Source organism: Nonomuraea spiralis, from assembly GCF_014648435.1.
GTDB lineage: Bacteria > Actinomycetota > Actinomycetes > Streptosporangiales > Streptosporangiaceae > Nonomuraea > Nonomuraea spiralis.
Map to the genome: position 1 here is coordinate 242,365 of NZ_BMRC01000001.1, position 24,006 is coordinate 266,370.

Consider the following 24,006-nt stretch of genomic DNA (forward strand, 5'->3'; position numbering starts at 1 on the left):
CCGGACTGCCGCTAATGTGCGGTCACATGGCGCTGCGCAGCTCGCTCTGGTACTCCGGCGACGACCGGAACTCCTACATCCACCGCGCCTGGATGCGCCGCGGCCTGCCGCGCGAGGCGTTCGACGGGGACCGCCCGCACATCGCGATCGCCAACAGCGCCTCCGACCTCGCGCCCTGCAACGCCCACCTCGACGAGGTCGCGCGCGGCGTCATGAACGGCGTGTGGGAGGCGGGCGGCGTGCCGCTCAACCTGCCCGTCGTCTCCCTGGGCGAGACGAACGTGCGCCCGACCGCCATGTTATGGCGCAACCTGGCCGCCATGGCCGCCGAGGAGCTCCTGCGGGCCAACCCGATCGACGGCGTGGTGCTGCTGGGCGGTTGCGACAAGACCGTCCCCGCGCTGCTCATGGCGGCCGCCTCGGTCGACCTGCCCGCGATCGTGGTGCCCGGCGGGCCCATGCTGACCGGCCACTTCCGCGGCGTCCCGCTCGGCTGCGGCACCGACGTGTGGCGGCTCAGCGAGGAGGTGCGCGCGGGCACGCTCTCGCGCGAGGCGTTCCTGGGCTCGGAGTCGTCGATGATCCGCAGCCGCGGCCACTGCAACACGATGGGCACCGCCTCGACCATGGCGTGCATGGCCGAGGCGCTCGGCATGACGCTGCCCGGCACGGCCGGCACCCCCGCCCCCGACAGCCGCCTGCTGGAACGCGCGCACGACAGCGGCCGGCTCGCCGTCGAGCTGGTACGCGCCGGCCGCCGGCCCAGCCATGTGATGACCAGGGGCTCCTTCCTCAACGCCATCGTCACGCTGGCCGCGATCGGCGGCTCCACCAACGCGGTCGTCCACCTGCTGGCGGTCGCCGGGCGGCTCGGCGTCGAGCTGAGCCTCGACGACTTCGACCGCACCGGGTCCGGCGTGCCGCTGCTGGCCGACCTGCAACCGGCCGGACGGCACCTGATGGACGACCTGTTCCGGGCAGGCGGCCTGGCCGCCGTGCTGCGGGAGGTGGAGGACCTGCTCGACCCGGCGGCCATCACCGTCACCGGCCGTCCCCTGGTCGAGCACCTGGCCGGCGCCGAGATCTGGGACGACAGCGTGATCAGGCGGCGCGCCGACCCGCTGCTGCCCGACGCGGGCATCGCCGTGCTGCGCGGCAACCTCGCGCCCGACGGCGCCGTGATCAAGCCCGCGGCCGCCTCGCCGGAGCTGCTGCGGCACCGGGGCCGGGCGGTCGTCTTCGACGGCGTCGAGGACGTCCACGCCCGGCTCGACTCGCCCGACCTCGACGTGGACGAGACGTCGGTGCTGGTGCTGCGCGGCTGCGGCCCCAGGGGCTACCCGGGCATGCCGGAGGTCGGCAACCTGCCGCTGCCGCGCAGGCTGCTGGCCAAGGGCGTACGCGACATGGTCCGGGTCAGCGACGCCCGGATGAGCGGCACCGCGTACGGCACGGTCGTCCTGCACGCCTCGCCCGAGGCGGCGGCCGGCGGGCCGCTGTCCAGGGTGCGCACCGGCGACCCGATCGTGCTCGACGTGGCCGCCAGGAGGCTCGACGTGGACGTCCCCGAGGCCGAGCTGGCCGCCAGGAAGCCGGTCACGACCGGCCACGCCCGCCCGTCCCGCGGGTGGGAGCGCCTGTACGTCGACCACGTCACCCAGGCCCACCTGGGAGCCGATCTCGACTTCCTGACGGGTTCCTCCGGTGACGCGGTCGGCCGCGAGTCCCACTGAAGGCAAAGAGTGCCGGCCGCCGTGCGCGGAATCTTCCCCGTGGGGTACGGGGTTCCCTGACGGGAGCCCGGCTCAGAGGATCTCCCGCGAGTGCGGGACGATGTGATCAGGTTTGACGAGACATGAGGAGGAAGCGGTGAACGGCGACATCAGCCAGAGCCAGGAGTGGGCGGCTCTGGGCAAGCATCACGAGGAGCTGGCGGGAAAGCAGCTTCGTGAGCTGTTCGCGGAGGACCCGGGCAGGGCCGGGCGGATGACGGTGAGCGCCGGGGACCTCTACCTCGACTACGCCAAGCACCGCGCCACCCAGGAGACGATCGACCTGCTGGTGGCCCTGGCCGAGCGGGCGGGCCTGCGCGAGCGCGTCGGCGCGATGTTCGGCGGCCAGCACATCAACGTGAGCGAGGACCGCGCCGTCCTGCACGTCGCGCTGCGCATGAGGAAGAACGCCGAGCTCGTCGTGGACGGCCAGGACGTCGTGGCCGACGTGCACGCCGTGCTCGACAAGATGAGCGCCTTCTCCGACCGCGTCAGGTCCAAGGAGTGGAAGGGCGCCACCGGGCAGCCGATCAGGACCGTGGTCAACATCGGCATCGGCGGCTCCGACCTCGGCCCGGCCATGGCGTACGAGGCGCTGCGCGACTACGTGGACGCCGGCATCGAGGCCAGGTTCGTCTCCAACATCGACCCCGCCGACATCCTCGGCAACCTGCGCGGCCTCGACCCCGCCACGACGCTGTTCGTGGTCGCGTCCAAGACCTTCACCACGCTGGAGACGCTGACCAACGCCAGGGTCGCCCGCCGCTGGCTGGTCGAGGCGCTGGGCGAGGAGGCCGTCTCCAAGCACTTCGTGGCCGTCTCCACCAACGCCGAGAAGGTCGCCGAGTTCGGCATCGACACCGACAACATGTTCGGCTTCTGGGACTGGGTGGGCGGCCGCTACTCCTACGACGGCGCCATCGGCCTGTCCCTGATGATCGCGGTCGGGCCCGAGCGGTTCCGCGAGATGCTGGCCGGCTTCCACGCCATGGACCAGCACTTCCGCACCGCGCCCTTCAACGCCAACATGCCGGTCCTGATGGCCCTGCTCGGCATCTGGTACACCGACTTCTTCGGCGCCGAGACCCGCGCCGTGCTGCCCTACAGCCAGCGGCTGCACCGCTTCCCGGCCTACCTCCAGCAGCTCACCATGGAGTCCAACGGCAAGTCGGTACGCGCCGACGGCACCCCGGTGACCGTCCCGACCGGCGAGATCTTCTGGGGCGAGCCGGGCACCAACGGCCAGCACGCCTTCTACCAGCTCCTGCACCAGGGCACCCGGCTCGTCCCCGCCGACTTCATCGGCTTCGCCGAGCCGTTCGAGGACCGCGAGGGCATGCACGACCAGCTCACCGCCAACCTGCTCGCCCAGACCTCCGCGCTGGCGTTCGGCAAGACCGCCGAGGAGATCGCGGCCGAGGGCACGCCGCCGGAGATCGTGCCCCACAAGGTGATGCCGGGCAACCGGCCGACCTCGACGATCCTGGTGACCAAGCTCACGCCGTCCACGCTGGGGCAGCTCGTCGCGCTGTACGAGCACATCGTGTTCGTCGAGGGCACGATCTGGGGCGTCGACTCCTTCGACCAGTGGGGCGTTGAGCTGGGCAAGAAGATGGCCCTCGACGTGGCGCCCGCGCTCACCTCCGAGGAGCCGCCGCAGACCTTCCCCGACTCCTCGACCGAACAGCTCGTGCGCAGGTACCGCGAGCTGCGCGGAAGGCAGGTCTGACATGGGGCGGGCCGGCGCGCTGGTCCTGTTCGGCATCACCGGCGACCTCGCGCGCAAGATGCTGCTCCCCGCTCTCTACCACCTGACCGCCGACGGCCGGCTCGACCTGCCGATCATCGGCGTCGCCAAGACCGACATGGACCTCGACGCGCTGCGCGAGCACGCCCGCGAGGCCTGCGGCGGCGTCCAGGACGCGGCGTTCGAGAAGCTGGCGGGCAACCTGCGGCTGGTGGCGGGGGACTACCGCGACCCGGCCACCTTCGCCAGGCTGCGGGAGGAGACCGAGGGCAAGGGCTTCCTCGTCCACTACCTGGCGGTGCCGCCCGTGTTGTTCTCCGTCGTCGCCGAGGGTCTGGCCGGCGCGGGGCTCAACCACGACGCCAGGCTCGTGGTGGAGAAGCCGTTCGGACACGACCTCGACTCGGCCCGCAAGCTCAACGACGAGCTGCTGAAGTACTTCGACGAGGACCACCTGCGGCGGGTCGACCACTTCCTGGGCAAGGAGCCGGTCGAGGACCTCATGGTGTTCCGGTTCGCCAACATGCTGCTCGAACCCCTGTGGAACCGCAACTACGTGCGCAGCGTGCAGATCACCATGGCCGAGGACTTCGACGTCTCCGACCGGGGCGCCTTCTACGACGCCAACGGCACGGTCCGCGACGTGGTCCAGAACCACCTGCTGCAACTGCTGGCCATCCTGGCGATGGACCCGCCGCCGTCCATGGACGCCCGCGCCCAGCTCGACGAGAAGTGGCGGGTGCTGCGCGCGGTCCAGGCCATCGACCCGGCCCATGTCGTACGCGGCCAGTACGACGGCTACCTCGACACCCCCGGCGTACGGCCCGGCTCCACCACCGAGACGTTCGTCGCCATGCGGCTCTACATCGACAGCTGGCGGTGGGCGGGCGTGCCCTGGTGCATCCGTTCGGGCAAGGCGCTGCCCACCACCGACCTGGAGATCGTCGCCGAGCTGCGCAGGCCGCCGGTGACGATGTTCCGGGGCGGCGACGCGCCGCCGGGGCCCAACCTCATCAGGTTCCGGTTGCAGCCCGACGCCGGGGTGACCTTCGACGTGCTGGCCAAGGAGCCGGGCAGGCAGCGGACCATCCCGGTGCCGGTGAGCGTCGACTTCACCAAGGTGCTCGGCCCGATGGAGGCCGCCTACGAACGGATCCTGACCGACGCCGTCACCGGCGACCCTCGGCGTTTCGCCAGGTTCGACCTGGTGGAGGAGTCGTGGCGGATCGTCGGACGGCTGCTCGACCTGCCCGACCGGCCGCTCCCGTACGAGAAGGGCACCTGGGGGCCGGAGTCGGCGGAGAAGATCGCGCCGGGCGGCTGGCACGAGATCTCCACCACGTTCGACTAGCGGACGATCCGGGGGAACGATGGTGACATGGACATCAAGGAGCTGTTGGAGCAGTCGAAGGACGTCGTCACCGTCAAGCGGGTCTTCGGCGAGCCGATCCGCCACGGGGACGTCCTGGTCATCCCCGTCGCCCGGGTCGCCCACGGCGGCGGTGGCGGCCACGGGCAGGGCCGGGACGAGAAGGGGGAGGAGCTCGGCAGCGGCGGCGGTGGCGGCTTCGGCTACAGCGCCACCCCCGCCGGGGTGTTCGTGGTCAAGGACGGCGACGTGCAGTGGCGTCCGGCCGTGGACGTCAACCGGATCGTGCTCGGCGGCCAGATCGTCGGCGTCGTGCTGGTGCTGACGATCCGGACCATCTTCAAGAAGTGGCGCCGCAGGAAGTGACACGCCCGTCCCCGGCGGATCTGCGGGCAGGTGTCCTGAATGTGGACAGCTCGATCCCGGGCGGCCGGGGGTTCGTAAGGTGATCCCCATGATGACTTCTCTGGCGCAGTTCGCGGGTTTCGGCGGTGTGGTGATGCTCGGCGCGATGTCGCCCGGCCCTGACTTCGCGGTCGTGGTCCGCCGTTCGGCGCTGTCCGGCCGCGGTCACGGCATGGCCGCCGCGGTCGGCATCGCCGTGGGCGTGTCGGTCTGGGTGGTGGCCGCCGCCACCGGCGTGGCCGCGCTGCTGGCCGCCTCGGCCATGGCGTTCACCGTGGTCAAGGTCGTCGGCGCCGCGTACCTGCTCTACCTGGGGGTCAAGGCGCTGCGTGCCGCCCTGCGCGGGGGCGGCGGGCTCGACCTCGGCCTGCCCGCTCCCGCCGGGCGCGGCCCGTGGGCGGCCTTCGTCGAAGGGCTGCTCACCAACGTGCTCAACCCCAAGGCCGCGCTGTTCTTCGTGGCGCTGGTGCCGCAGTTCGTCGGCGAGCGGGCCGCGTTCGGCGAGGCGCTGCTGCTGTCGGCGGTCGCGCTGGCCGGCACGGTGGTCTGGTTCCTCACGGTGGCGAACGTGGTGAGCACACTGCGCCGGGTGTTCGCCAGGTCCGGCGTGCGCAAGGCCGTCGACGGCCTGACCGGCGCCGCGCTCATCGCCCTCGGCGTCAACCTGGCCATCGCCGGCCGCCCCTGACCTCCCGGCGGCCCTGCGTGACCGCCGCCCATGGCCGGGGCGCCGGGGTCAGGAGACGGCGACGCCGAGCAGGTGGCCGAGGCCGAAGGTGACGGCGGCGGCGCCCGTGCCCAGGCCGAGCTGGCGCAGGCCGCCCAGCCACCACGGCCGCGCCGTCATCACGGCCACCGCCGCGCCGAACCCGAACAGCGCCACCACGCTCAGCGCCAGCGCCAGGAACAACCCCGACGCCCCGAACAGGAACGGCGCCAGCGGCACCATCGCCCCCATCGCGAAGGCGACGAACGACGACCCCGCCGCCAGGTACGGCGAGGGCAGGTCGTCGGGGTCCACCCCCAGTTCCTCGCGCACGTGCACGCGCAACGCCTGCTCCGGGTCGGCCGACAGGCCCTCGGCGACCCGGCGCGCCAGGTCGGCGTCCAGCCCGCGCGCCCGGTAGAGGGCGGCCAGCTCGGCCCGCTCGCCGTCGGGGTTGCGGGCCAGCTCACGGCGTTCGACGGCGATCTCGGCCCGCATCAGCTCGGTCTGGGAGCGTACCGAGGTGTACTCGCCCGCCGCCATCGAGCACGCCCCCGCGACCAGGCCCGCGAACCCCGCGAGCACCGCGCCGCGCCCGGCGCCCGCGGCGCCCACGACTCCGGCGATCAGCGCGACGTTCGAGACCAGCCCGTCCATCGCCCCGAACACCGCCGGACGCAACCAGCCGCCGGTGACGTCCCGGTGGCTGTGATGCTTCTCAGGAGAAAAGGGCCTGGCAAGCTCGACAGTCATGACAATCCTCCCCTTACTGACAATTCGTCACGAAATTTAGGCCCTTCGGGACATGATCCGCAACGAAGGAGAGGCTAGCCTGATCAGCGATTTTCCCCCTCCGTGACCGCCCGCGCACGCGGGAGCGCCGGGCGGAGGGGCGGGAACACGGACGTCCCCCCGGCGTCCGTCGTACGGACGCCGGGGGGACGTCGGCGGGTCAGGCGCGGGCCGGACTGGCGGGCGCGACCGGAGCCGGCTCGGCGCTCCGCGGCCCCCGGATGAGCGCCTCGCAGTCGGCGATCGCGTCCTCCAGCAGCCCGCGCAGCAGCTTGTCGGGGTCCTTGACGCAGGCCTGGACGATGCCGACCACGGCGAGCTGCACCGCGTTGGGCGCCGCGTAACGGCGGAAGCCCTTCTCGGTGATCTTGGCGGCCCGGCTGAAGCGCCTGGCCTGCTCGGCCGCGTGCGGCACCTGCTCCATCGCCCTGAGGCTCATCTCGCTCATCCGCCCCGACGGCGCCCCGTCGAGCCTGGCCAGCATCTCCTCGGCCGCCAGCACCGACACCGCGAGCGCGAGCTGGCGCTCGGCGGCGGCGACCGGCAGGGCCGTGGTCGCGCAGCGCAGCGCGATGTGCGCGTCGACCCGCAGGTCGTCGCCGGCCAGCCCGATGATGGACGGTACGAGCCCGACCAGCTCGGCCCGGCTCTCGTCGCCGGTGTTGTCGTTGACCAGGCGGGCGAGCGCGGCCAGCAGCGGATGGGTGCAGGCCGGATGGTCGCTCCACCGCTCGCCGGCCAGGTAGGACGCCAGTTCCATGAAACAGGCGCCGCGCTTCGGGTTGCGATGCCTGCCGCGGGACAGGACCGGCATGTGATCAAGGTGATTGTCCACGGGTGCTCCATGCTCCACGCGATCGCCGTCTATCCAGTTTGCGCTGTCGTGCGCGTCGACGCCAGAGATCGGGCATCGTGCACAGGGAATGATTCCCCCACGAGATGCGATCATTCCTCGCCGAACCCGGCATCGCGTAATGGCTATTAATGGTTTATGGGGCCGGAAATTCGTTTTCTGAGGAAATTTCGTTACTTATGACGAAAACCGCGACCGTACGGGCCGGGACCGTCACCGTGCCGGCCGCCGGGTCGAAGGACGAGCGCCGGACCACCTCGTCGGCCGAGGCGGCCTGCACCGGGTGGAGCTCGATCCGGCGGCCCGGCGGCACCGCCACCGGCGGCGTACAGGGGGAGGGGGTGGCGTTGAGCACCGCGACGACCACGTCCCAGCGCGGGTCCAGCCCCGCGGTGTCCACGCGCATCACGATCACGCCCTCCCCGCCGGCCGGGAACGACAACCGCCGCCGTACCTCCTCCGCCGACCCGAGCGCGAACGCCGGCGTCGAGGCCCTGATCCGCAGCAGCTCCCCGAACGCCGCCCGCGCCGCCCTGATCGCCGGGCAGCCGGGACGCAGAGCCGGATCGGCCAGCAGCGGCCGGGCGTACGGCCAGGCCGCCTCGTTGCCGGCCCGCGGCGGCAGGCCCGCGCCGAACCCGTTGCCCGCCGAGCAGTCCCACAGCAGGCGGTTGAACCAGTCGCCGGAGTCGTAGGAGTTGCGGTCGAGCGACTTCGACCGCAGCCGCTCGCCGCCCGCGTGCACGAACGCCGCCCCCTGCCCCAGCAGCACCGTGGCCAGCGACAACACCTGCATGCGCACCCGGTCGGCCATCGGCGTACGGGCCGGCAGCTTGTAGGCCAGCGCGTCGAACAGCGTCTCGTTGTCGTGCGCCTCCACGTACGCGACCGCGTCGGCCGGCCGGTCGGCGTAGCCCGCGCCGGCGCCGTTGTGGCCGACGTCCGAGCCCTTGCGGCCCGAGGGCAGCACGTAGTCGCGCAGGCTGCCGGTCAGGCCGAGCATGACCAGGTCGGCGTAATGGCGCAGCCGCTCGCGCTGCTGTTCCTCGGTGCCGTTGGCGGGGGCGCCGTTGGGCGCGCCGGCCAGGCCGGAGCCGAAGCCCTGCACCCGCGGGTCGTCGTCGAACGGGCCGCCGCCGCGCACCGCGTCCCGCAGCCTGTCGTCGAACGTGCCGATGCCGGTGCCGGCCATGTTGGCCTGCGTGGCCTGCTCGAACCTGGCGTCCCCGGCCACCTCGCCGAAGCTCCAGCCCTCGCCGTACAGGATGATCGACCGGCCGTCCACGCCGTCGCGCTCGGGGGTGAGGGCGTCGAGCGCGGCCCGTACGGCCAGGATGTTCGCCTTCGGGTGGTGGCCCATGAGGTCGAAGCGGAAGCCGTCCACCTTGTACTGCCTGGCCCAGGTGAGCACCGAGTCGACCACGAGCCGGCCCATCATGGCGTGCTCGGGCGCGGTGTTGGCGCAGCAGGTGGAGGTGGCCAGGGAGCCGTCCTCCAGCAGGCGGTGGTAGTAGCCGGGCACGATCGGGTCGAGCACGCCGGCCGAGTGGGTGTGGTTGTAGACCACGTCCATGACCACGCGCAGCCCGGCCCCGTTGAGCGCGGCGACCATGGCGCGGAACTCCCTGATCCGCTCGTCCGGGTCGGTCGCGTAGGAGCCCTCGGGGACGGTGTAGTGCAGCGGGTCGTAACCCCAGTTGAAGGAGTCGCGGTCCGCGGTGAGCGCCACGCGCTCCTGCTGCCGTTCGGAGTCGGGCGGCAGGGCGGCCAGGTCGAGGCCGGGCTCGGTCCTGTCGGACCTGCGCTCGGGGACCGTGGCGAAGTCGAACACGGGCAGCAGGTGCACGTGGGTGAGCCCGTCCGCGGCCAGCGCGCGCAGCTCGCGCATGCCCTCGCCGTCCTGGCAGAAGGCCGCGTACGTGCCGCGCAGCTCCTCGGGCACGCTCGCGTCGGAGGCGGAGAAGTCGCGTACGTGCAGCTCGTAGATGACCGCCCGGTCCAGCGGGACGGGGGCGGGCTTGGCCAGGCGGTCCCAGCCGGGCGGTTTGAGCGCCGGGTCGTCCAGGCTCACCAGCCTGCTGCGCACCCCGTCGGGCGCGGCGGCCAGGCTGTAGGGGTCGGTGACCTCGCCGGTGACGACCCGGCCGGCGGCGGGGGAGTAGACGGTGACGAGGTAGGTGTAGTCCTTGCCGTACCAGGCGGGCCGGCCGCGGGCCGACCACACGCCGGTCTCCTCGTCGAGCCGCATCGGGTGGGTCCGGCCGCCGATCGCCAGCTCCACCCGCCGCGCGGTCGGCGCCCAGAGCGCCAGCCGCGGCAGGAGCCGTCCGGACGGCCCGAGCCGGGCGTGCGCGGCCCCGGCGTAGACGTCGTCGAGCACGCCGGGGATCTGCACGCCCGTCGCCGCCGCGACCGCGCCCGAGGCGTCCCGCGCCACGGCCACGACCTGGCCGCGCAGCACGTCCTTCGCCAGCCGGGCGTCCTCGGGGCGCAGCGTGAGCGCGGTGCCGCCGGCCAGGTGCGGCCACGCACGCCGCTGCCCGGCGCTCAGCGTGCCCGGCGTGAGCGGGAGGGTACGGGTCTCGCCGGTCAGGCGGCCGTCGCGGCAGCCGATCCCCCCGTCGGGGGCGCAGGCCAGCGCGTGCGTCAGCGACGGATCCACCGTCCAGATGACCGTTCGCCTGTCGATCCAGTGGGCCCGCGCCTCGCCGTCGCCGATCGCGGTCACGTAGATCGTCATGCCCGTACGGGCGCGGCCCATGCGGGGCAGGCGCGCCAGGACCGGACGTGACCGTACCATTACTTTGCGTAATCATTCACTTTGCGTGATCCTGATCCCATGGACGGATTCCTGGACCCCACCTGCGGAGGCGTGACCGAACTACGTGTGCACGGTGTCTCCGGCACCCCGCCGGCGAGCATCCTCAACCATCCCCACCCCCGCCAGATCGCCGGGGACTCCACCACCGGCTTCTACCGGCGCTGGTGGCCGGGCGGCCGGCCCGACGGCGAGCAGGCCGACGTGCCCGGCGCTCGCCACCGCGAGGCCTACGCCTGGGGCGGCCTCACCTCGGGCGGCAGGACCATCGCGCTCTGGCTGCTCCTGCTGCCCTTCTCCCTGGCCAACCTGTCCTACTTCATGCTCCCCAGACCTCCCGGAGGCGCCCGCCTGCGGCACGTGACGGAGGCGGCGCAACGCCTGTTCGCGCTGCTGCTCACGGGCACCCTCGTGGGCGCGGTCACCCGGGCCAGCGTCGATCTCATCGGCTGGCAGTGCACCGCGGCGGGCCGGGCCTGCGCCCGCGAGAGCGCGCCCGCCTGGGTCCACTGGATGAGCGAACTGTGGGGGGCCGAGCCGTCGCGGCGGCTGGCCGTCGCCGCGCTGGCGCCGTTCGCGGTGGTCGTGCTGCTGTGGTGGCTGGCACGGCGCACCTGGGAGCGCGACGAGCAGACCGGCGCGCCGCACGACGGCGGGTCGCGTCCGGGGCCGCTGCTGGCCCAGCCCCGGCTGTGGCACGGCGGCGCGCCCGTGTGGCGGTTGCGGGCCGTGCACGTCGCCTTCGCGCTGGGCTCGATCGGGCTGGCCGTGTCGGGGCCGTTCGTGGGGAGCGCGCGGGGGCTGGCGCTGACCGCGGCCAACGTCGTGGTCCAGGTCGCCGCCGCCGCGCTGGCGGTGCTGCCTGCGATCGCCCGGCGGCTGGCCCCCGGCGAGGCGGTGCCGCCCTGGGTCACCGGGGCCTGCCGGGTGCTGCGTGTGGCCGGTCCGCTGGTCTTCGTGGCCACGATCGCCTCGGCCGCGGACGGGATGTCCCCCGCCCTGCCGGGCCGGCAGCTTCCCGGCCTCGGGTTTGGAGCGTTCCAGTTCGGGACGACGCTCGGGCTCGGCCTGTTCATCCTGGTGGCGACCACCGTCCTGGCCCGCATGGACCGGCAGGCCGGGCCGGGCGACCCGATCGAGCGGCGGGCGCTGTACGGCATGGCCGCCTGGTTCACGCTGATGGTGGCGGCCGGCAGCGCGAACGTGCTGGCGCTCGGCCTGATGTTCTGGACCGCCACCTTCTTCGGCGTGCCGGCCTCCGTCGCCGAGCCCGGGCCGGTCGATCGCCGGCTCTACCTCGACGACCCGGTCTGGTGGACGGCCGCGCTGGTGCCGCTGCTGGTGGCCGGGTTCGTCGGGGTGGCGGTCGCGTTGTGGCTGATCCGCGGGTCGGCCGCCGCCACGCTCACGCCGAAGCTGACCCCGTACTACGGCGCCTACGACCGGGACGTGGCCGGGAAGTGGGCGCTGGCCGGGCTGACCGACCGCGCCGGGCTCGTGCTGGCGGTGGTCACCGGCATCGGCGCGGCCGGTTCCGGCGCGGTGACCGTGATCTACCGCTTCCACCTGTTCGCCCCGGTGGGCGGGCTGGCCGGGCTGCTGGCCTCGGTCGGGAGCTGGGCCATGACGGCGATCGTCGTCGGCCTGGTCCTGCTCGGCCGCCGCACGTACAGCGACACGCGGCTGCGGCGTACGGTCGGCATCCTGTGGGACATCTCGACGTTCTGGCCCCGGGCCATCCACCCGCTGGCCCCGCCCTGCTACACCGAGCGCGTCATCCCCGAGCTGCTCGCCCGGATCAACACCCTGACCAGGTCCGGCGGCGACGAGGTGGTGTTGTCGGGCCACAGCCAGGGCAGCGTGCTCACCGCCGCGCTCGTGCTCCAGGTCAGGCCCGAGCTGCGCCCCCGCGTACGGCTGCTCACCCACGGCTCGCCGCTGCGCCGCCTGTACGCCGCCTTCTTCCCCGCCTACTTCGGCACCCGCGGCCTGTCGGCGATGCGCGACGCCGTCCGCTGGACCAATCTCTACCGGCTGAGCGATCCCATCGGCGGTCCGGTCTTCCGCCGGGTCGATCCCTTCGGTCCCCGTCCGGCGGGCGAGGGCGAGCAGACCGTCGACCGGTTCTGCTGGGATCCGCTCCAGCCCGGTCCCGGCGAGCCGCTGCCCGAGGCGCGCTGGCACTCCGACTACTGGCTCGACCCGGCCTACGAGGAGACCCTGACCCGTCTCACCAGGTCAGATGGAGCTCCTCAGGGGCGCGGTGGATGAGCGTGGCGGCCATGGTCACGTCCCGGCGGGCCAGCCGGAGGCCGGGCAGCTCGCGCACCAGCAGCTCCAGCGTCACCCGGAGCTGCTCGCGGGCCAGGAACGCGCCGGGGCAGCCGTGCACGCCGTGCCCGAACGCCAGATGACGGCCGCGCGGCCGGGTGATGTCGAAGTCGTCGGGCCGCTCGTACGCGGCGGCGTCCCGGCCGGCCGAGGCGTAGGAGACGAACACCGTCGCGCCCTCGGCGAGCGGCGTGCCGGCCAGGGTGAGCGGCCTGGTGACGCGGCGGCGGAAACCCTGGACGGGCGCCTCGTACCGGGCGGCCTCCTCGATCGCGGCCGGGATCAGCTCGTCCGGCCGCGCGCACAGCAGCTCCCACTGGCGGTGGTCGCGCAGCAGGCGGTGCACGACCGAGCCGAGCAGCGCGGTCGTGGTGAGGTGCCCGGCCAGCATGACGTTCTCCACGTTGGAGGCGATCTCGTCGCGCTGGGCGGCGGTCGGCTCGCCGGGCGCGAGGGCGCGTACCACCTCGCCGGTCAGGTTCGCGGCGGCGCGGGAGCGGTCGGCGTGGGCGGCCAGCAGGCGCCGCAGCGCGGCGACCTCGCGGGCGGCGGCGATCTGCTCCTCCTCGGGCATCGGGGTGAACAGCAGGTCCTCGGCCCGGCCGCCGCCCCTGATCGCGGCGGGCACGTCGGCCGGGTCGAGGCCGAGCAGATGGCCGATCACGGTGGCCGGCAGCGGCCTGGCATAGGCGGACATCCACTCGCCGCCGCCCGCCTTGGCGAACGCGGCGACCAGCTCAGCGGCCGTGGCGGCGACGAACGGCAGCGCGGCGCTCACCCGGGCGGGCGACAGTCCCCGGGTGAGCGGCCGGCGGTAGCGCTGGTGGGCCTCGCCGTCGGTGCTCAGCACCACGGGCGCGCCGCCGGGCACCCCGGCCAGCTCGGCGAACGCGCGCGGCCCGGGGATCACGTCCGGCCGTAGAGCGCCCTTGGAGGAGAAGTCGCCGGGCCTGGACAGCACCTCGCGGACGTCGTCGTGCCTGGCCACGAGCCAGGCGTCCAGCTCCTCGACGAAGGTCAGCCCGGGGGCGGCGCGGGCGCGCGCATAGAGCGGGTACGGGTCGCGGTAGAGCGCCTGTCGGTCCACGCGTCCCATCGTCCGGCCAGGCCGGGGACGCGACAAGATCTGAAATTTTCTTTTAGTTCACCCTCAAGTCTTGAAACTTATATCCACGAACGATTGAGTTCGGTCGTGCAGACCCTCCGTTTCCTGGCCGCCGCCGCGCTCGTCTTAGGGCCGGTGGCCCTGAGTGCGCCCGCGCAGGCCGACCCCACCCCGCCCGCCGAGGACGCGCTCAAGGCGTCCTCGTACCCGCCGCCCTCCACGCTGATCAGCCAGGCCACCGCCGGGCAGCCGCGACTGGAGACCGCCAAGAGGACCCGGCCCGTCGCGCCGGGCATCTCGCTGACCTCGTACGACACCTACGACGCGCTCGGCTGGCTGCGCGCCGACGCGGTGACCGCCGACCTCGGCGGCACCAAGGGCGGGCCCAAGGCCGACTACGTCTTCTCCGGTGAGGTGACCAAGACCGAGCCGCTGTCCGGCCCCGCCGGGCGCTCCCACGCCGTGGCGGCGGTCAACGGCGACTTCTTCGACATCAACAACTCCGGCGCCGCCCAGGGCATCGGCGTGCAGGACGGCACGCTGGTCCAGTCGCCGGCCGCCGGGCACGACAACGCGGTCGCCGTCACCGGCGACGGCATCGGCCGGGTGCTCAAGATGTACTTCGAGGGCACCGCCACGCCCTCCGGCGGCGCGCCGATCGCGCTCACCCAGTTCAACCAGATCGTGCAGGGCGGCGGCGTGGGCCTGTTCACGCCGCTGTGGGGCTCCTACAACCGGGCTCGCGCCGTCGAGGGCGCCTCCTCGGTCGCCGAGGTCGTCCTGGTGGACGGCGTGGTGAGCGAGGTGCGCACCGCCGCGGGCACCGGGCCGATCCCCGCCGGGACCACGATCCTGCTCGGCCGGGACGCCGGCGCGACCGCCCTGTCGGCCCTGAAGGCCGGTGACCGCGTCGATGTGAAGTACCAGCCGAAGGCGTCGGACGGCTCCACCGTCAAGGCGGCCGTCGGCGGCAACTACGTCCTGGTCAAGGACGGGGTCGTGCAGAACTCCAGCGACCCGGCAGCGCACCCGCGCACCGCCGTGGGCTTCTCCGCCGACGGCAGGAAGATGTACCTGCTCACCGTGGACGGCCGCCAGGCCGACAGCCGCGGCGTCACGCTCAACGAGCTGGCCGCCATGATGGTCGACCTCGGCGCGGCCGACGCCCTCAACCTCGACGGCGGCGGCTCCTCCACCATGCTGGCCCGCGAGCCCGGCTCGGCCGCCGTGCAGGTGGAGAACAGCCCGTCCGACGGCGGCGAGCGCCACGTGCCCAACGGCCTGGCGCTGTACGCGCCCGAGGGCAGCGGCAAGCTGAAGGGCTTCTGGCTGGAGACCGCGAGCGACCCGGCCAAGGCGCCCGGTGTCGGCCCGGTCGCCGGCGGCCGCCCCGACCGCGTCTTCCCCGGCCTGACCAGGCGGCTGACCGCCGCCGGCTACGACGAGACGTACGGCCCGGCGGCCGGCACGCCGTCCTGGCGGGCCAACCCCGCCGTGCACGGCGTCATCAGGAACGGCCGCTTCCACGCCCTGGTGCCCGGCCAGACCACCGTCACCGCTTCGCGCGGCGGCGCCAAGGGCACGCTCGGCCTGACCGTGCTCCAGCCGCTCCAGCGGCTCGGCGCGACGGCCGACCGGCTCGGCATCTCGGGAGCCGACGGCAGTGCCGCGTTCGGCGTCGTCGGCTACGACGCCAACGGCAACTCCGCGCCCATCGAGCCGGACGACCTGACGCTCGACTACGACAAGAACCTGTTCGAGGTCACCCCGGCCGAGCACGGGTACTTCACCGTCAAGGCCCGGCAGGCCACCGGCTCCGGGCTGATCACCGCCAAGGTCGGCAAGATCACCACGGCCGTCCCGGTGACCGTCGGGTTCGAGTCCAAGCCGGTCGCCGACTTCGAGGACGCGGCCAAGTGGACCTTCGCCGCCGCCCGCGCCACCGGCTCGTTGTCGGCCGCGCCGGGTCAGAGCGGCGGCGGGCTCAAGCTGTCCTACGACTTCACCACCTCGACCGCCACCCGGGCCGCCTACGCCAGCCCGCCGCAGCAGATCGTGGTGGACGGGCAGCCGCAGGCGTTCGGGTTGTGGATCAACTCCACCGGCAAGGGGGAGTGGCCCAGCCTGGAGTTCTACGACGCGCTCGGCCAGTCGCAGATCCTGCGCGGGCCGTACATGACGTGGACCGGCTGGCAGTACGTCGAGTTCCCGGTGCCCGCCGGGGTCAACTACCCGCTCAAGCTCCGGCGCTTCTACGTGGCCGAGACCAGGGCCGACGCCAAGTACACCAACGACATCCTGATCGACGGCCTGGTGGCCAAGGTGCCGCCGTCGATCACCGCGCCCCCCGTCCCCAAGGTCGCCGACCCGGTGGTCAAGGCGGACGTGGCCAAGGCGCCCTGGCGGTTCGCGGTCATGTCGGACGCCCAGTTCGTGGCCAGGAACCCCGACAGTGACATCGTCAGGAACGCCCGCCGCACGCTCCAGGAGATCAAGGCCGCCAAGCCCGACTTCCTGCTGATCAACGGCGACCTGGTGGACGAGGCGTCGCCGGAGGACTTCGCGCTGGCGAAGAAGATCCTCGACGAGGAGCTGGGCGGAGAAGTGAAATATCACTACATCCCCGGCAACCATGAGGTCATGGGCGGCAAGATCGACAACTTCAAGGCCGTCTTCGGCGACACGTACGGCACCTTCGACCACAAGGGCACCCGCTTCGTCACCCTGGACACCTCCCGCCTGAACCTGCGGGGCGGCGGCTACGACCAGGTGGCGATGCTCCGCTCCGAGCTCGACAAGGCGGCCAAGGACGCCTCCGTCGGGTCGGTCGCCGTGCTGTTCCACGTGCCGCCGCGCGACCCCACGCCGGGCAAGGGCAGCCAGCTCGGCGACCGGAAGGAGGCCGCGCTGGTCGAGGGCTGGCTGGCCGACTTCCAGCGTGACACCGGCAAGGGCGCGGCCTACATCGGGGCGCACGTGGGCACGTTCAACGCCTCCCGCGTGGACGCGGTGCCGTACTTCATCAACGGCAACTCCGGCAAGAACCCGGCCACCGCCGCCGACGACGGCGGCTTCACCGGCTGGTCGCTGTGGGGCGTGGACCCCGTGACGCCCGCCGAGGCCGAGCACGTACGGCGCAACTGGTTCGCCGACGCGCCCGACTGGATCGGCACCCAGGTGCGGCCGCACGTGGACGAGCTGACCCTGACCGCGCCCGCGACCGTCGCGGTCGGCGCCCCCGCGCCGGTCACGGCGACCGTCCGGCAGGACGAGCGGGCCGTGCCCGCCGCCTACCCGGTCTCGGTGACGTGGTCGGGCTCGCCCAACCTGCACGTCGGCACCCGCCAGACGGCCAAGCCGTGGCACGTGGCCGTGCTCGACCCCGGCACGGGCACGATCACGGCCCTGCGGGCGGGGCAGGTGACGGTCGCCGTCACGGTCAGCGGCGTCACCCGCCAGGCGACCGTGGCGCTCACCGCCAAGGCCGCCGCCTGAGGCCCCCGGCCGGGGAGGTGATCCCTCCCCGGCCGGCTGGCCCATATATACGGATATTTCGGTACGAAGTGCTAAAAATCTTGGCAGCCATGGGATTCCCCATTCTTCCTCCGGATAGCACTCCTGACGTGCGGGGACTGCCCTCGCAGGCGAGGGACCGGGGGAACGACTAGGGGGTTCGTCCGTGAACGCATGGACCTTCGAGGGACAGCCCGGCGCGCTGGGCGACACGGTCACCCTCGTGGAGGGCAGCTCCTTCTGCGTCTGCCAGCACGGCGGCGACATCGTCCCCGGCGGCGCCCAGGGCGTCTACCACGCCGACACCCGCCTGCTGTCCCGCTGGATCCTGCGTGTGGACGACCACCCCGTCGAACCGCTCCAGGCGATCATCCCCGAGCCGTACCACGGCACGTTCCTCGGCAAGGCCAGGCCGCGTCCGGGAGGGGCGGAGAGCACCCTGCTGGTGGTGCGCGAGCGTTACGTCGGCGGCGGGCTGCGCGAGGACCTCGTGCTCCGCAACATGTCCGAGGAGGCCGCGGGCTGCGCGCTGTCGGTGCAGGTCGGCGCGGACCTGGCGGACCTGTTCGAGGTCAAGGCCGAGCGGGTCCGGCCGGCCGACGACGTGGAGATGACCACCGGCGAGAGCGGCCTGGTGGTCTACGCGCCGAGCCGGGCCCGCGGCGCCAGGATCGTGGTCGAGTCGCCCGGCACGCCGGTCGTCGCCGCGCCGGGGCTGCTCATCTTCAACCTGGTGGTGCCCGCCCGTGGCGAATGGCGCGCCAGCCTGCTCGTGACGCCGACCCACGAGGGCGAGGAGCCCCCGGACCGGGTCCCGGCCGCCCACCCGGCCCGGCCCGACGCGCCGGCCCGACGCCTGGCCGAGTGGACCGCCAGCACCCCCGTCGTGGAGAGCACGAACGCCGCCCTCGTCGAGGCCCTGGCCCGCTCCCGCGAGGACCTCGGCGCCCTGCGCCTGTTCGACCGCGACCATCCGGACGAGCCGCCCGCCATCGCCGCCGGCGCGCCCTGGTTCATGACGCTGTTCGGCCGGGACTCGCTGCTGACGTCCTGGATGGCGTTGCCGCTGGACCACACGCTCGCGCTGGGAACGCTGCGCAGGCTGGCCCGGCTCCAGGGCGTCAAGGTCGACCCGCTCTCCGAGGAGGAGCCCGGCAAGATCATGCACGAGCTGCGCTTCGGCGCCCAGGACGACTCCTCGCCGTACGCGGGACGCGCCTACTACGGCTCGGTGGACGCCACCCCGCTGTTCGTCATGCTGCTCGGCGAGGTGCGCAGGTGGGGCGTGCACTGCGACGCGGTCGAGGACCTGCTGCCGCACGCCGACGCCGCCCTCGCCTGGATCGAGGAGTACGGCAGCCGCGACGGCCTCGTCTGGTACCAGCGCAAGACCGATCGCGGCCTGGTCAACCAGGGCTGGAAGGACTCCTTCGACGGCGTCAACTTCGCCGACGGCACCATCGCCCGCCCGCCGATCGCGCTGGCCGAGGTGCAGGGCTACGTCTACGCCGCCTACCTCGCCCGCGCCCACTTCGCCTGCCACGAGGGCGACCAGGCCGCCGAACGGCGCTACGTGGAGCGGGCACAGGCGATCAGGGACGCCTTCAACGAACGCTTCTGGCTGCCCGGCCCCGGCTACTACGCCATGGGCCTGGACGGGCGCGGCCGGCCCATCGACGGACTCGGCTCCAACATGGGCCACTGCCTGTGGTCCGGCATCGCCGACGAGGACAAGGCGCGCCAGGTGGCCGGGCACCTGCTCTCGCCCGAGATGTTCACCGGGTTCGGGGTGCGCACGCTGGCCTCGTCGATGGGGGCGTACAACCCGATGAGCTACCACAACGGCTCGGTGTGGCCGCACGACAGCGCGATCATCGCCACCGGGCTGATGCGCTACGGCTACGTCGAGGAGGCCCAGCGCATCGCCGTCGGGCTGCTGGAGGCCGCGCACGCCTTCGGCGGGCGGCTGCCGGAGCTGTTCTGCGGGTTCGACCGGGGGGAGTACCGGCAGCCGGTGCCGTACCCGACGTCGTGCTCGCCGCAGGCATGGGCCGCCGCCGCGCCCATCCAGCTCCTGCGCACGCTGCTGCGGCTGGACCCCGGGGTGCAGTACGGGAAGATGTGGCTGGTCCCGGCGCTGCCCGAGGGATTCGGGGACGTGACGATCAGGGGCATGCCGGTGGGGGACTCCAGGATCGACATCGCGGTCAGGGGCGACGGCGGCACGCCCACGGTGTCCGGCCTGCCCGAGGGCATGGAGCTGATCACCGAACCACGCTGTCCCATCAGCGGCGCCTGCCGTCCCGGCCTGGCCCGCAGGACGAACGGCCTGTCGACGTTGTGACGACCGGACTCGCACAGGGGGTGCTGGGATGACGGAGCCCGAAAGTGACTGGGAAGGCGCGTTGCGCATCGCGATGATCGCTCCGCCCTGGGAGGAGGTGCCGCCGCGGGCCTACGGCGGGATCGAACAGATGCTCGCCGACCTGATCATCGGGCTGTCGGGCCGCGGCCACGAGGTGACCCTGATCGGCTCGGGCAGCACGGAGGTCCCGGCCAAGTTCCTGGCCACCTACCCGCAGGCGCCCTCGGAGCGCATCGGCGAATCGCTGCCCGAGGTGCTGCACGCCGCCCAGGCGTGGCGGGCGCTGGAAGGGCTGCCCGCCGACATCGTGCACGACCATTCGCTGGCCGGGCCGCTCACGGCACTCGGCCGGGCGACGCCGACCGTGGTGACCTGCCACGGCCCGGCCGCCGGTGAGCTGGGCGAGGTTTACCGCGCGCTCGGCGAGCACATCGGCCTGGTCGCGGTCTCCGACGCGCAGCGCGCGAGCACGCCCGACCTCAACTGGATCGCCACCGTGCACAACGCGCTCGACGTCGCCACCTTCCCGTTCCAGGAGCACAAGGAGGACTGGGTGCTGTGGCTGGGCCGGTTCAGCGACAGCAAGGGCCCGCACCTGGCCATCGACGCCGCCCGCGCGGCGGGCCGCCGCATCGTGCTGGCCGGCAAGCTCACCGAGCCGTGCGAGCAGGCCTACTTCGAGGAGCACGTACGGCCCCGGCTCGGCCCCGACGCCTCCTACGTGGGCGAGGCCGGCGCCGGGCGCAAACGCGAGCTGCTGGCCGCCGCCCGCTGCATGGTCTTCCCCATCCAGTGGGAGGAGCCGTTCGGCATGGTCGTGATCGAGGCGATGGCGTGCGGCACGCCGGTCGTGGCGATCGGGCGGGGAGCGGTGCCGGAGATCGTGGTGGACGGCGTGACGGGGTTCGTGCTGCGGGAGGTGGAGGAGCTGCCCGCGGCGATCGAGGCGGCCGGGCGGCTGGACCCGTACGCGTGCCGGGCCCACGTCGAGCGGCACTTCGGCCTCGGCGCGATGGCGGCGGCCTACGAGGCGGTCTACCGCCGTATGCTGGCCGCTCCGCGCCCGGTCCGGCTCGCCGACGAGCCCGCACCGCCCGCGCCGCCCGGCGGGGCCGTGCGGTAGATCTCCGCGGCGAGGCGGGCGAACGAGCGCACCAGCGGCCCCGGGTCGCCGGCGGCCCGGGCGACGACCAGCCGGCTCGGCGGCTTGCCGGTCAGCGGCACCGCCACCAGGCCCTCGGGCAGCGGGTGGCCGAGCGTGGTGAGCCCGACCGTGCCGTTCCACAGGACGGCCTGCGTGCACTCGTGGACCGTACGCACCACCGGGCCGTCGTGGAGCGGCCCGCGCGGCCCGCTCCAGTAGGCCCGCCAGATCGGGTCGGCGCCCTCCGGCAGCCGGAACCACGGCCGGTCGGCGAGCTCGTCGGGCCGTAGGTCCGCGCGCCCGGCCAGCGGGTCGTCGGCGCGCAGGACCACCCCGACCGGGTCGGCGCGCAGCACCCGCGTGACCAGCCCCGTCCCGTCGAACGGGGTGCGCGTGAGCGCGACGTCGACCAGCCCCGCCCGCAGCCCGGCGGTCGGGTCGGCCAGATCGGCCTCGCGGACCCGGACCCGGACGCCGGGGTGGCGCTCGCGGTAGGCGGCGGCCAGCGCGGTGCCGGCCTCGGCGGCGCTGTCGGCGAGCGTGCCCACGGTGAGCACGGCCGGGCCCGCCGCGGCGGCCACCCGGGAGCGCAGCCGGTCGGCCCTGTCGAGCAGTTCGCGGGCCTCGTCGTAGAGCGCGGCCCCGGCGGGGGTGAGCGAGACTCCGGCGGGCGAGCGGTGCAGCAGCAGCTGGCCGAGCTCGCCCTCCAGCCGCCTGATGGCCCTGCTCAGCGGCGGCTGGGTCATGTGCAGCCGCTCGGCGGCCCGGCCGAAGTGCAGCTCCTCGGCGACCGCGACGAAGTTCCTGAGCAACCTCAGATCCATGCCACCACCAGAGGCCGTGCCCGGTCCCGCACGCCACCGTCCCATGTGCTTGCTTCGGTACGCATGTCCCGACAAAACATGCGAAGTGCAGCATACTTAGAAAAATCGTCGCATGGCAACAAGTGTTGTATTTGATGCTGCACTTTTTGCTCTTCCCTGGTAACGCCGACGATGCATTGCGGGCGACCGCGGGGAATGTAGCTGTCGATCAGCGCATTCGACACCCGGTCGTACGCGCGCGGGCATTGCTGTGGCGTTCTCATGAATCGCGCACTTGCCGCCGTCCCGGGTATCGCCGAAATGCTCGTGATCTTCCTTTATTCGTTTTCTCTTGCACGATCACAGGAATGTCATGCGATATCACCGACGAATCGTCGTCCTAGCCGCCGCCATCTGCCTGGTGGCCTCGGGTGGCGTGCCCGCGCACGCCGACATCGCCGTACAGGCGGGCACCCGGCTCAGCCAACCGGAACTCTTTCTGCGGACGCCGCCGCCCGGCAAGAGCGAGTCCGGGAAAGGGGACAAAGAGACCGGCGGTATGGTCTGCGGACCGCCGTACCTGACCGGGGACCCGGACCTGGGGCCGACGAACCTGCCCAGGACCGGCTACCTCGGGGGCATCCTGCGCGATTACGTGCCGCTGGGCGGTCTCAGCCCGCAACACTTCCTCTCGCGTTACTGGGACTACGCCGTCAACAATTACCGATTCCCGCCCGACTCCGGGTTCGGCCGTTCCGGCGATTATCCCAACGGCCGGCCGCTGCTCAAGGCGACGTTCCTGCAGATCGGCATGCGGCTCGACCGTTTCGGCGGATATTCGGGCTCGTTCCTGTCGCCGATGGGCGATCTGTTCATCCGTCGGGCGCTGCCGCCGCGCAATCTGAACACCAACCCGCAGGACCTCGAGCACGTGTGCAATTATCACGCCTTCCGGGTGCTCAAGTCGTTCCGCGTCGAGGTGGGCTCGGCGGCGCCCGCGTTCGAGCAGCCGGGCGGCGGCACGCAATATCACGTGGTCAGCCGGTACATTCCCGAAGCGCCGAGGACGAGCGACGAGGTCCCGGTGAGCTGGCTGCTGCAGAACGGATATCTGCAGGAGATCGAGCCGATCCTGGCACCCGTCAAGACCGGTGCCGACACGGAGACCCGGACCACCGAGACCCGTGCCAACAAGGCCCGGGACATGGGCGGTTCCGGCCCGTACGTCGTGACCCGCAGGTGGGCCCCGACCGGCCGCCCGCCCGCGCACGACCGATCCTAGGGTCCTGACCTGCGGTGATACCCGAACGACATCGGGCCTCCAGAACCGGACTTGGACGCTGCGGCGTCCGGCGCGATGGACTGGAGGCCGTCTTCGGAGGAGTCACCATGACTGAGACCACCCTGCCGGACCCGGCCGTCCACCTCTCGGACGCCCGGGAACTGGCTCCCGACCTGCTGGTCGTCCCCGACGGGGGCGTGCCGCTGGTGCCGAACATCGGTCTGATCGGCGGCCGGGACGCCGTCCTGGTCGTCGAGACCGGCATGGGCCCGGCCAACGCCCGGCAGGTGCTGGCGTTCGCGGCCGAGCACGCCCGCGGCCGCCGGCTCTACCTGACGACCACGCACTTCCACCCCGAGCACGCCTTCGGCGCGGGGGAGTTCGCCGGCGAGGCGACGTACCTGGTCAACCGGGCCCAGGCCGAGGATCTGCGGACCAGGTTCGGCGGCTACCTGGAGATGTTCAAGGGGCTCGGGGAGAGCGTCGCGCACCGGCTCGACGGCGTCGCGCAGCCCGTCCCCGACCTCGTCTACGACCAGGAGCACGACCTGGACCTCGGCGGCCGGGTGGTGCGGCTGCGGGCCACCGGGCGCGCGCACAGCCGGGGCGACCAGGTGGTGAGCGTGCCCGACGCGGACGTCCTGTTCACCGGCGACCTGGCCGAGGCCGGGCAGTTCGCCATCTTCCCGTGGTTCCCGCCGCACGACGCCGACGTGTCCGGCACCCGCTGGCTGGCGGTGCTGCGCGGCCTGGCCGAACGCGCCCCCCGGATGGTCGTGCCCGGCCACGGCGAGATCGGCGGCCCCGGGCTGCTGGCCGACGTCCGCGACTACCTCGAACTGCTGCGGGACGAGACGTGGGCGCGCCGCGACTCGGCGATGAGCGAGGAGACGATCATCGAGGAGGTCTCCGCCCTGATGATCGAACGCCACCCGGAGTGGGCCGGGCGCGAGTGGATCGCCAAGGGCGTGGGCTGCCTGTGCTCGGAGCACCCCGCCTGA

The 24,006-nt window shown here is 72.9% G+C and carries 16 protein-coding genes; 11 read left to right on the forward strand and 5 right to left on the reverse strand.

Annotated elements, in window-relative coordinates:
• Window positions 1-26: 26 nt before the first annotated feature.
• The 5 genes from IEZ27_RS01125 to IEZ27_RS01145 all read left to right on the forward strand — a co-directional run bounded on the left by IEZ27_RS01125 (window position 27) and on the right by IEZ27_RS01145 (window position 5,981).
• Window positions 27-1,733 (forward strand): IlvD/Edd family dehydratase, encoded by a 1,707-nt coding sequence (locus tag IEZ27_RS01125; RefSeq protein ID WP_189645461.1) that lies wholly within the window; start codon window positions 27-29, stop codon window positions 1,731-1,733.
• Between the two features lie 136 nt (window positions 1,734-1,869).
• Entirely contained in the window at window positions 1,870-3,501 is a 1,632-nt protein-coding gene (gene pgi, locus IEZ27_RS01130) for a glucose-6-phosphate isomerase (protein WP_189645462.1), read from the forward strand.
• Between the two features lies 1 nt (window position 3,502).
• Window positions 3,503-4,870, forward strand: a complete 1,368-nt coding sequence (gene zwf / locus IEZ27_RS01135) for a glucose-6-phosphate dehydrogenase (protein ID WP_189645463.1) — start codon at window positions 3,503-3,505, stop codon at window positions 4,868-4,870.
• 27 nt (window positions 4,871-4,897) lie between these two features.
• The gene (locus tag IEZ27_RS01140; protein WP_125637589.1) at window positions 4,898-5,254 is read left to right on the forward strand and encodes a spore germination protein GerW family protein; all 357 of its coding nucleotides are present in this window, start codon (window positions 4,898-4,900) and stop codon (window positions 5,252-5,254) included.
• Window positions 5,255-5,342: 88 nt separating this feature from the next.
• Complete coding sequence (locus IEZ27_RS01145) at window positions 5,343-5,981, forward strand: LysE family translocator (RefSeq protein WP_229823032.1); 639 nt, start codon at window positions 5,343-5,345, stop codon at window positions 5,979-5,981.
• A gap of 48 nt (window positions 5,982-6,029) precedes the next feature.
• Here IEZ27_RS01145 and IEZ27_RS01150 read toward each other — a convergent pair whose 3' ends face one another.
• The 3 genes from IEZ27_RS01150 to pulA form a co-directional block, all read right to left on the reverse strand.
• The gene (locus tag IEZ27_RS01150; protein ID WP_189645464.1) at window positions 6,030-6,752 is read right to left on the reverse strand and encodes a VIT1/CCC1 transporter family protein; all 723 of its coding nucleotides are present in this window, start codon (window positions 6,750-6,752) and stop codon (window positions 6,030-6,032) included.
• A 199-nt stretch (window positions 6,753-6,951) separates the two neighbouring features.
• A complete protein-coding gene (locus IEZ27_RS01155; RefSeq protein WP_229823033.1) occupies window positions 6,952-7,626 on the reverse strand; it encodes a hypothetical protein in 675 nt (224 codons plus the stop codon).
• A gap of 154 nt (window positions 7,627-7,780) precedes the next feature.
• Window positions 7,781-10,444, reverse strand: coding sequence for a pullulanase-type alpha-1,6-glucosidase (pulA, locus tag IEZ27_RS01160; RefSeq protein ID WP_189645465.1), 2,664 nt, complete (start codon window positions 10,442-10,444; stop codon window positions 7,781-7,783).
• 39 nt (window positions 10,445-10,483) lie between these two features.
• Between pulA and IEZ27_RS01165 the strand changes: the two genes are divergently transcribed.
• The gene (locus tag IEZ27_RS01165) at window positions 10,484-12,733 is read left to right on the forward strand and encodes a hypothetical protein (RefSeq protein ID WP_189645466.1); all 2,250 of its coding nucleotides are present in this window, start codon (window positions 10,484-10,486) and stop codon (window positions 12,731-12,733) included.
• Here IEZ27_RS01165 and IEZ27_RS01170 read toward each other — a convergent pair.
• Entirely contained in the window at window positions 12,693-13,880 is a 1,188-nt protein-coding gene (locus IEZ27_RS01170; protein WP_229823034.1) for a cytochrome P450, read from the reverse strand. The genes IEZ27_RS01165 and IEZ27_RS01170 overlap by 41 nt on opposite strands.
• A gap of 105 nt (window positions 13,881-13,985) precedes the next feature.
• Between IEZ27_RS01170 and IEZ27_RS01175 the strand changes: the two genes are divergently transcribed.
• From IEZ27_RS01175 to IEZ27_RS01185, 3 genes are all read left to right on the forward strand, one after another.
• On the forward strand, window positions 13,986-17,393 hold the full coding sequence (locus IEZ27_RS01175) for a phosphodiester glycosidase family protein (protein WP_229823038.1): 3,408 nt from the start codon (window positions 13,986-13,988) through the stop codon (window positions 17,391-17,393).
• A gap of 184 nt (window positions 17,394-17,577) precedes the next feature.
• Window positions 17,578-19,755 (forward strand): amylo-alpha-1,6-glucosidase, encoded by a 2,178-nt coding sequence (locus IEZ27_RS01180; RefSeq protein WP_189645469.1) that lies wholly within the window; start codon window positions 17,578-17,580, stop codon window positions 19,753-19,755.
• A 28-nt stretch (window positions 19,756-19,783) separates the two neighbouring features.
• Window positions 19,784-20,899, forward strand: a complete 1,116-nt coding sequence (locus IEZ27_RS01185; protein ID WP_189645470.1) for a glycosyltransferase family 4 protein — start codon at window positions 19,784-19,786, stop codon at window positions 20,897-20,899.
• Here IEZ27_RS01185 and IEZ27_RS01190 read toward each other — a convergent pair.
• Window positions 20,812-21,744, reverse strand: a complete 933-nt coding sequence (locus IEZ27_RS01190; protein WP_189645471.1) for a LysR family transcriptional regulator — start codon at window positions 21,742-21,744, stop codon at window positions 20,812-20,814. The genes IEZ27_RS01185 and IEZ27_RS01190 overlap by 88 nt on opposite strands.
• A 415-nt stretch (window positions 21,745-22,159) precedes the next feature.
• On the opposite strand from IEZ27_RS01190, the gene IEZ27_RS01195 reads away from it, so the two are divergent.
• Together IEZ27_RS01195 and IEZ27_RS01200 are read left to right on the forward strand one after the other, a co-directional pair.
• Entirely contained in the window at window positions 22,160-23,005 is an 846-nt protein-coding gene (locus IEZ27_RS01195) for a TNT domain-containing protein (protein WP_189645472.1), read from the forward strand.
• 107 nt (window positions 23,006-23,112) lie between these two features.
• A complete protein-coding gene (locus tag IEZ27_RS01200) occupies window positions 23,113-24,006 on the forward strand; it encodes an MBL fold metallo-hydrolase (protein WP_189645473.1) in 894 nt (297 codons plus the stop codon).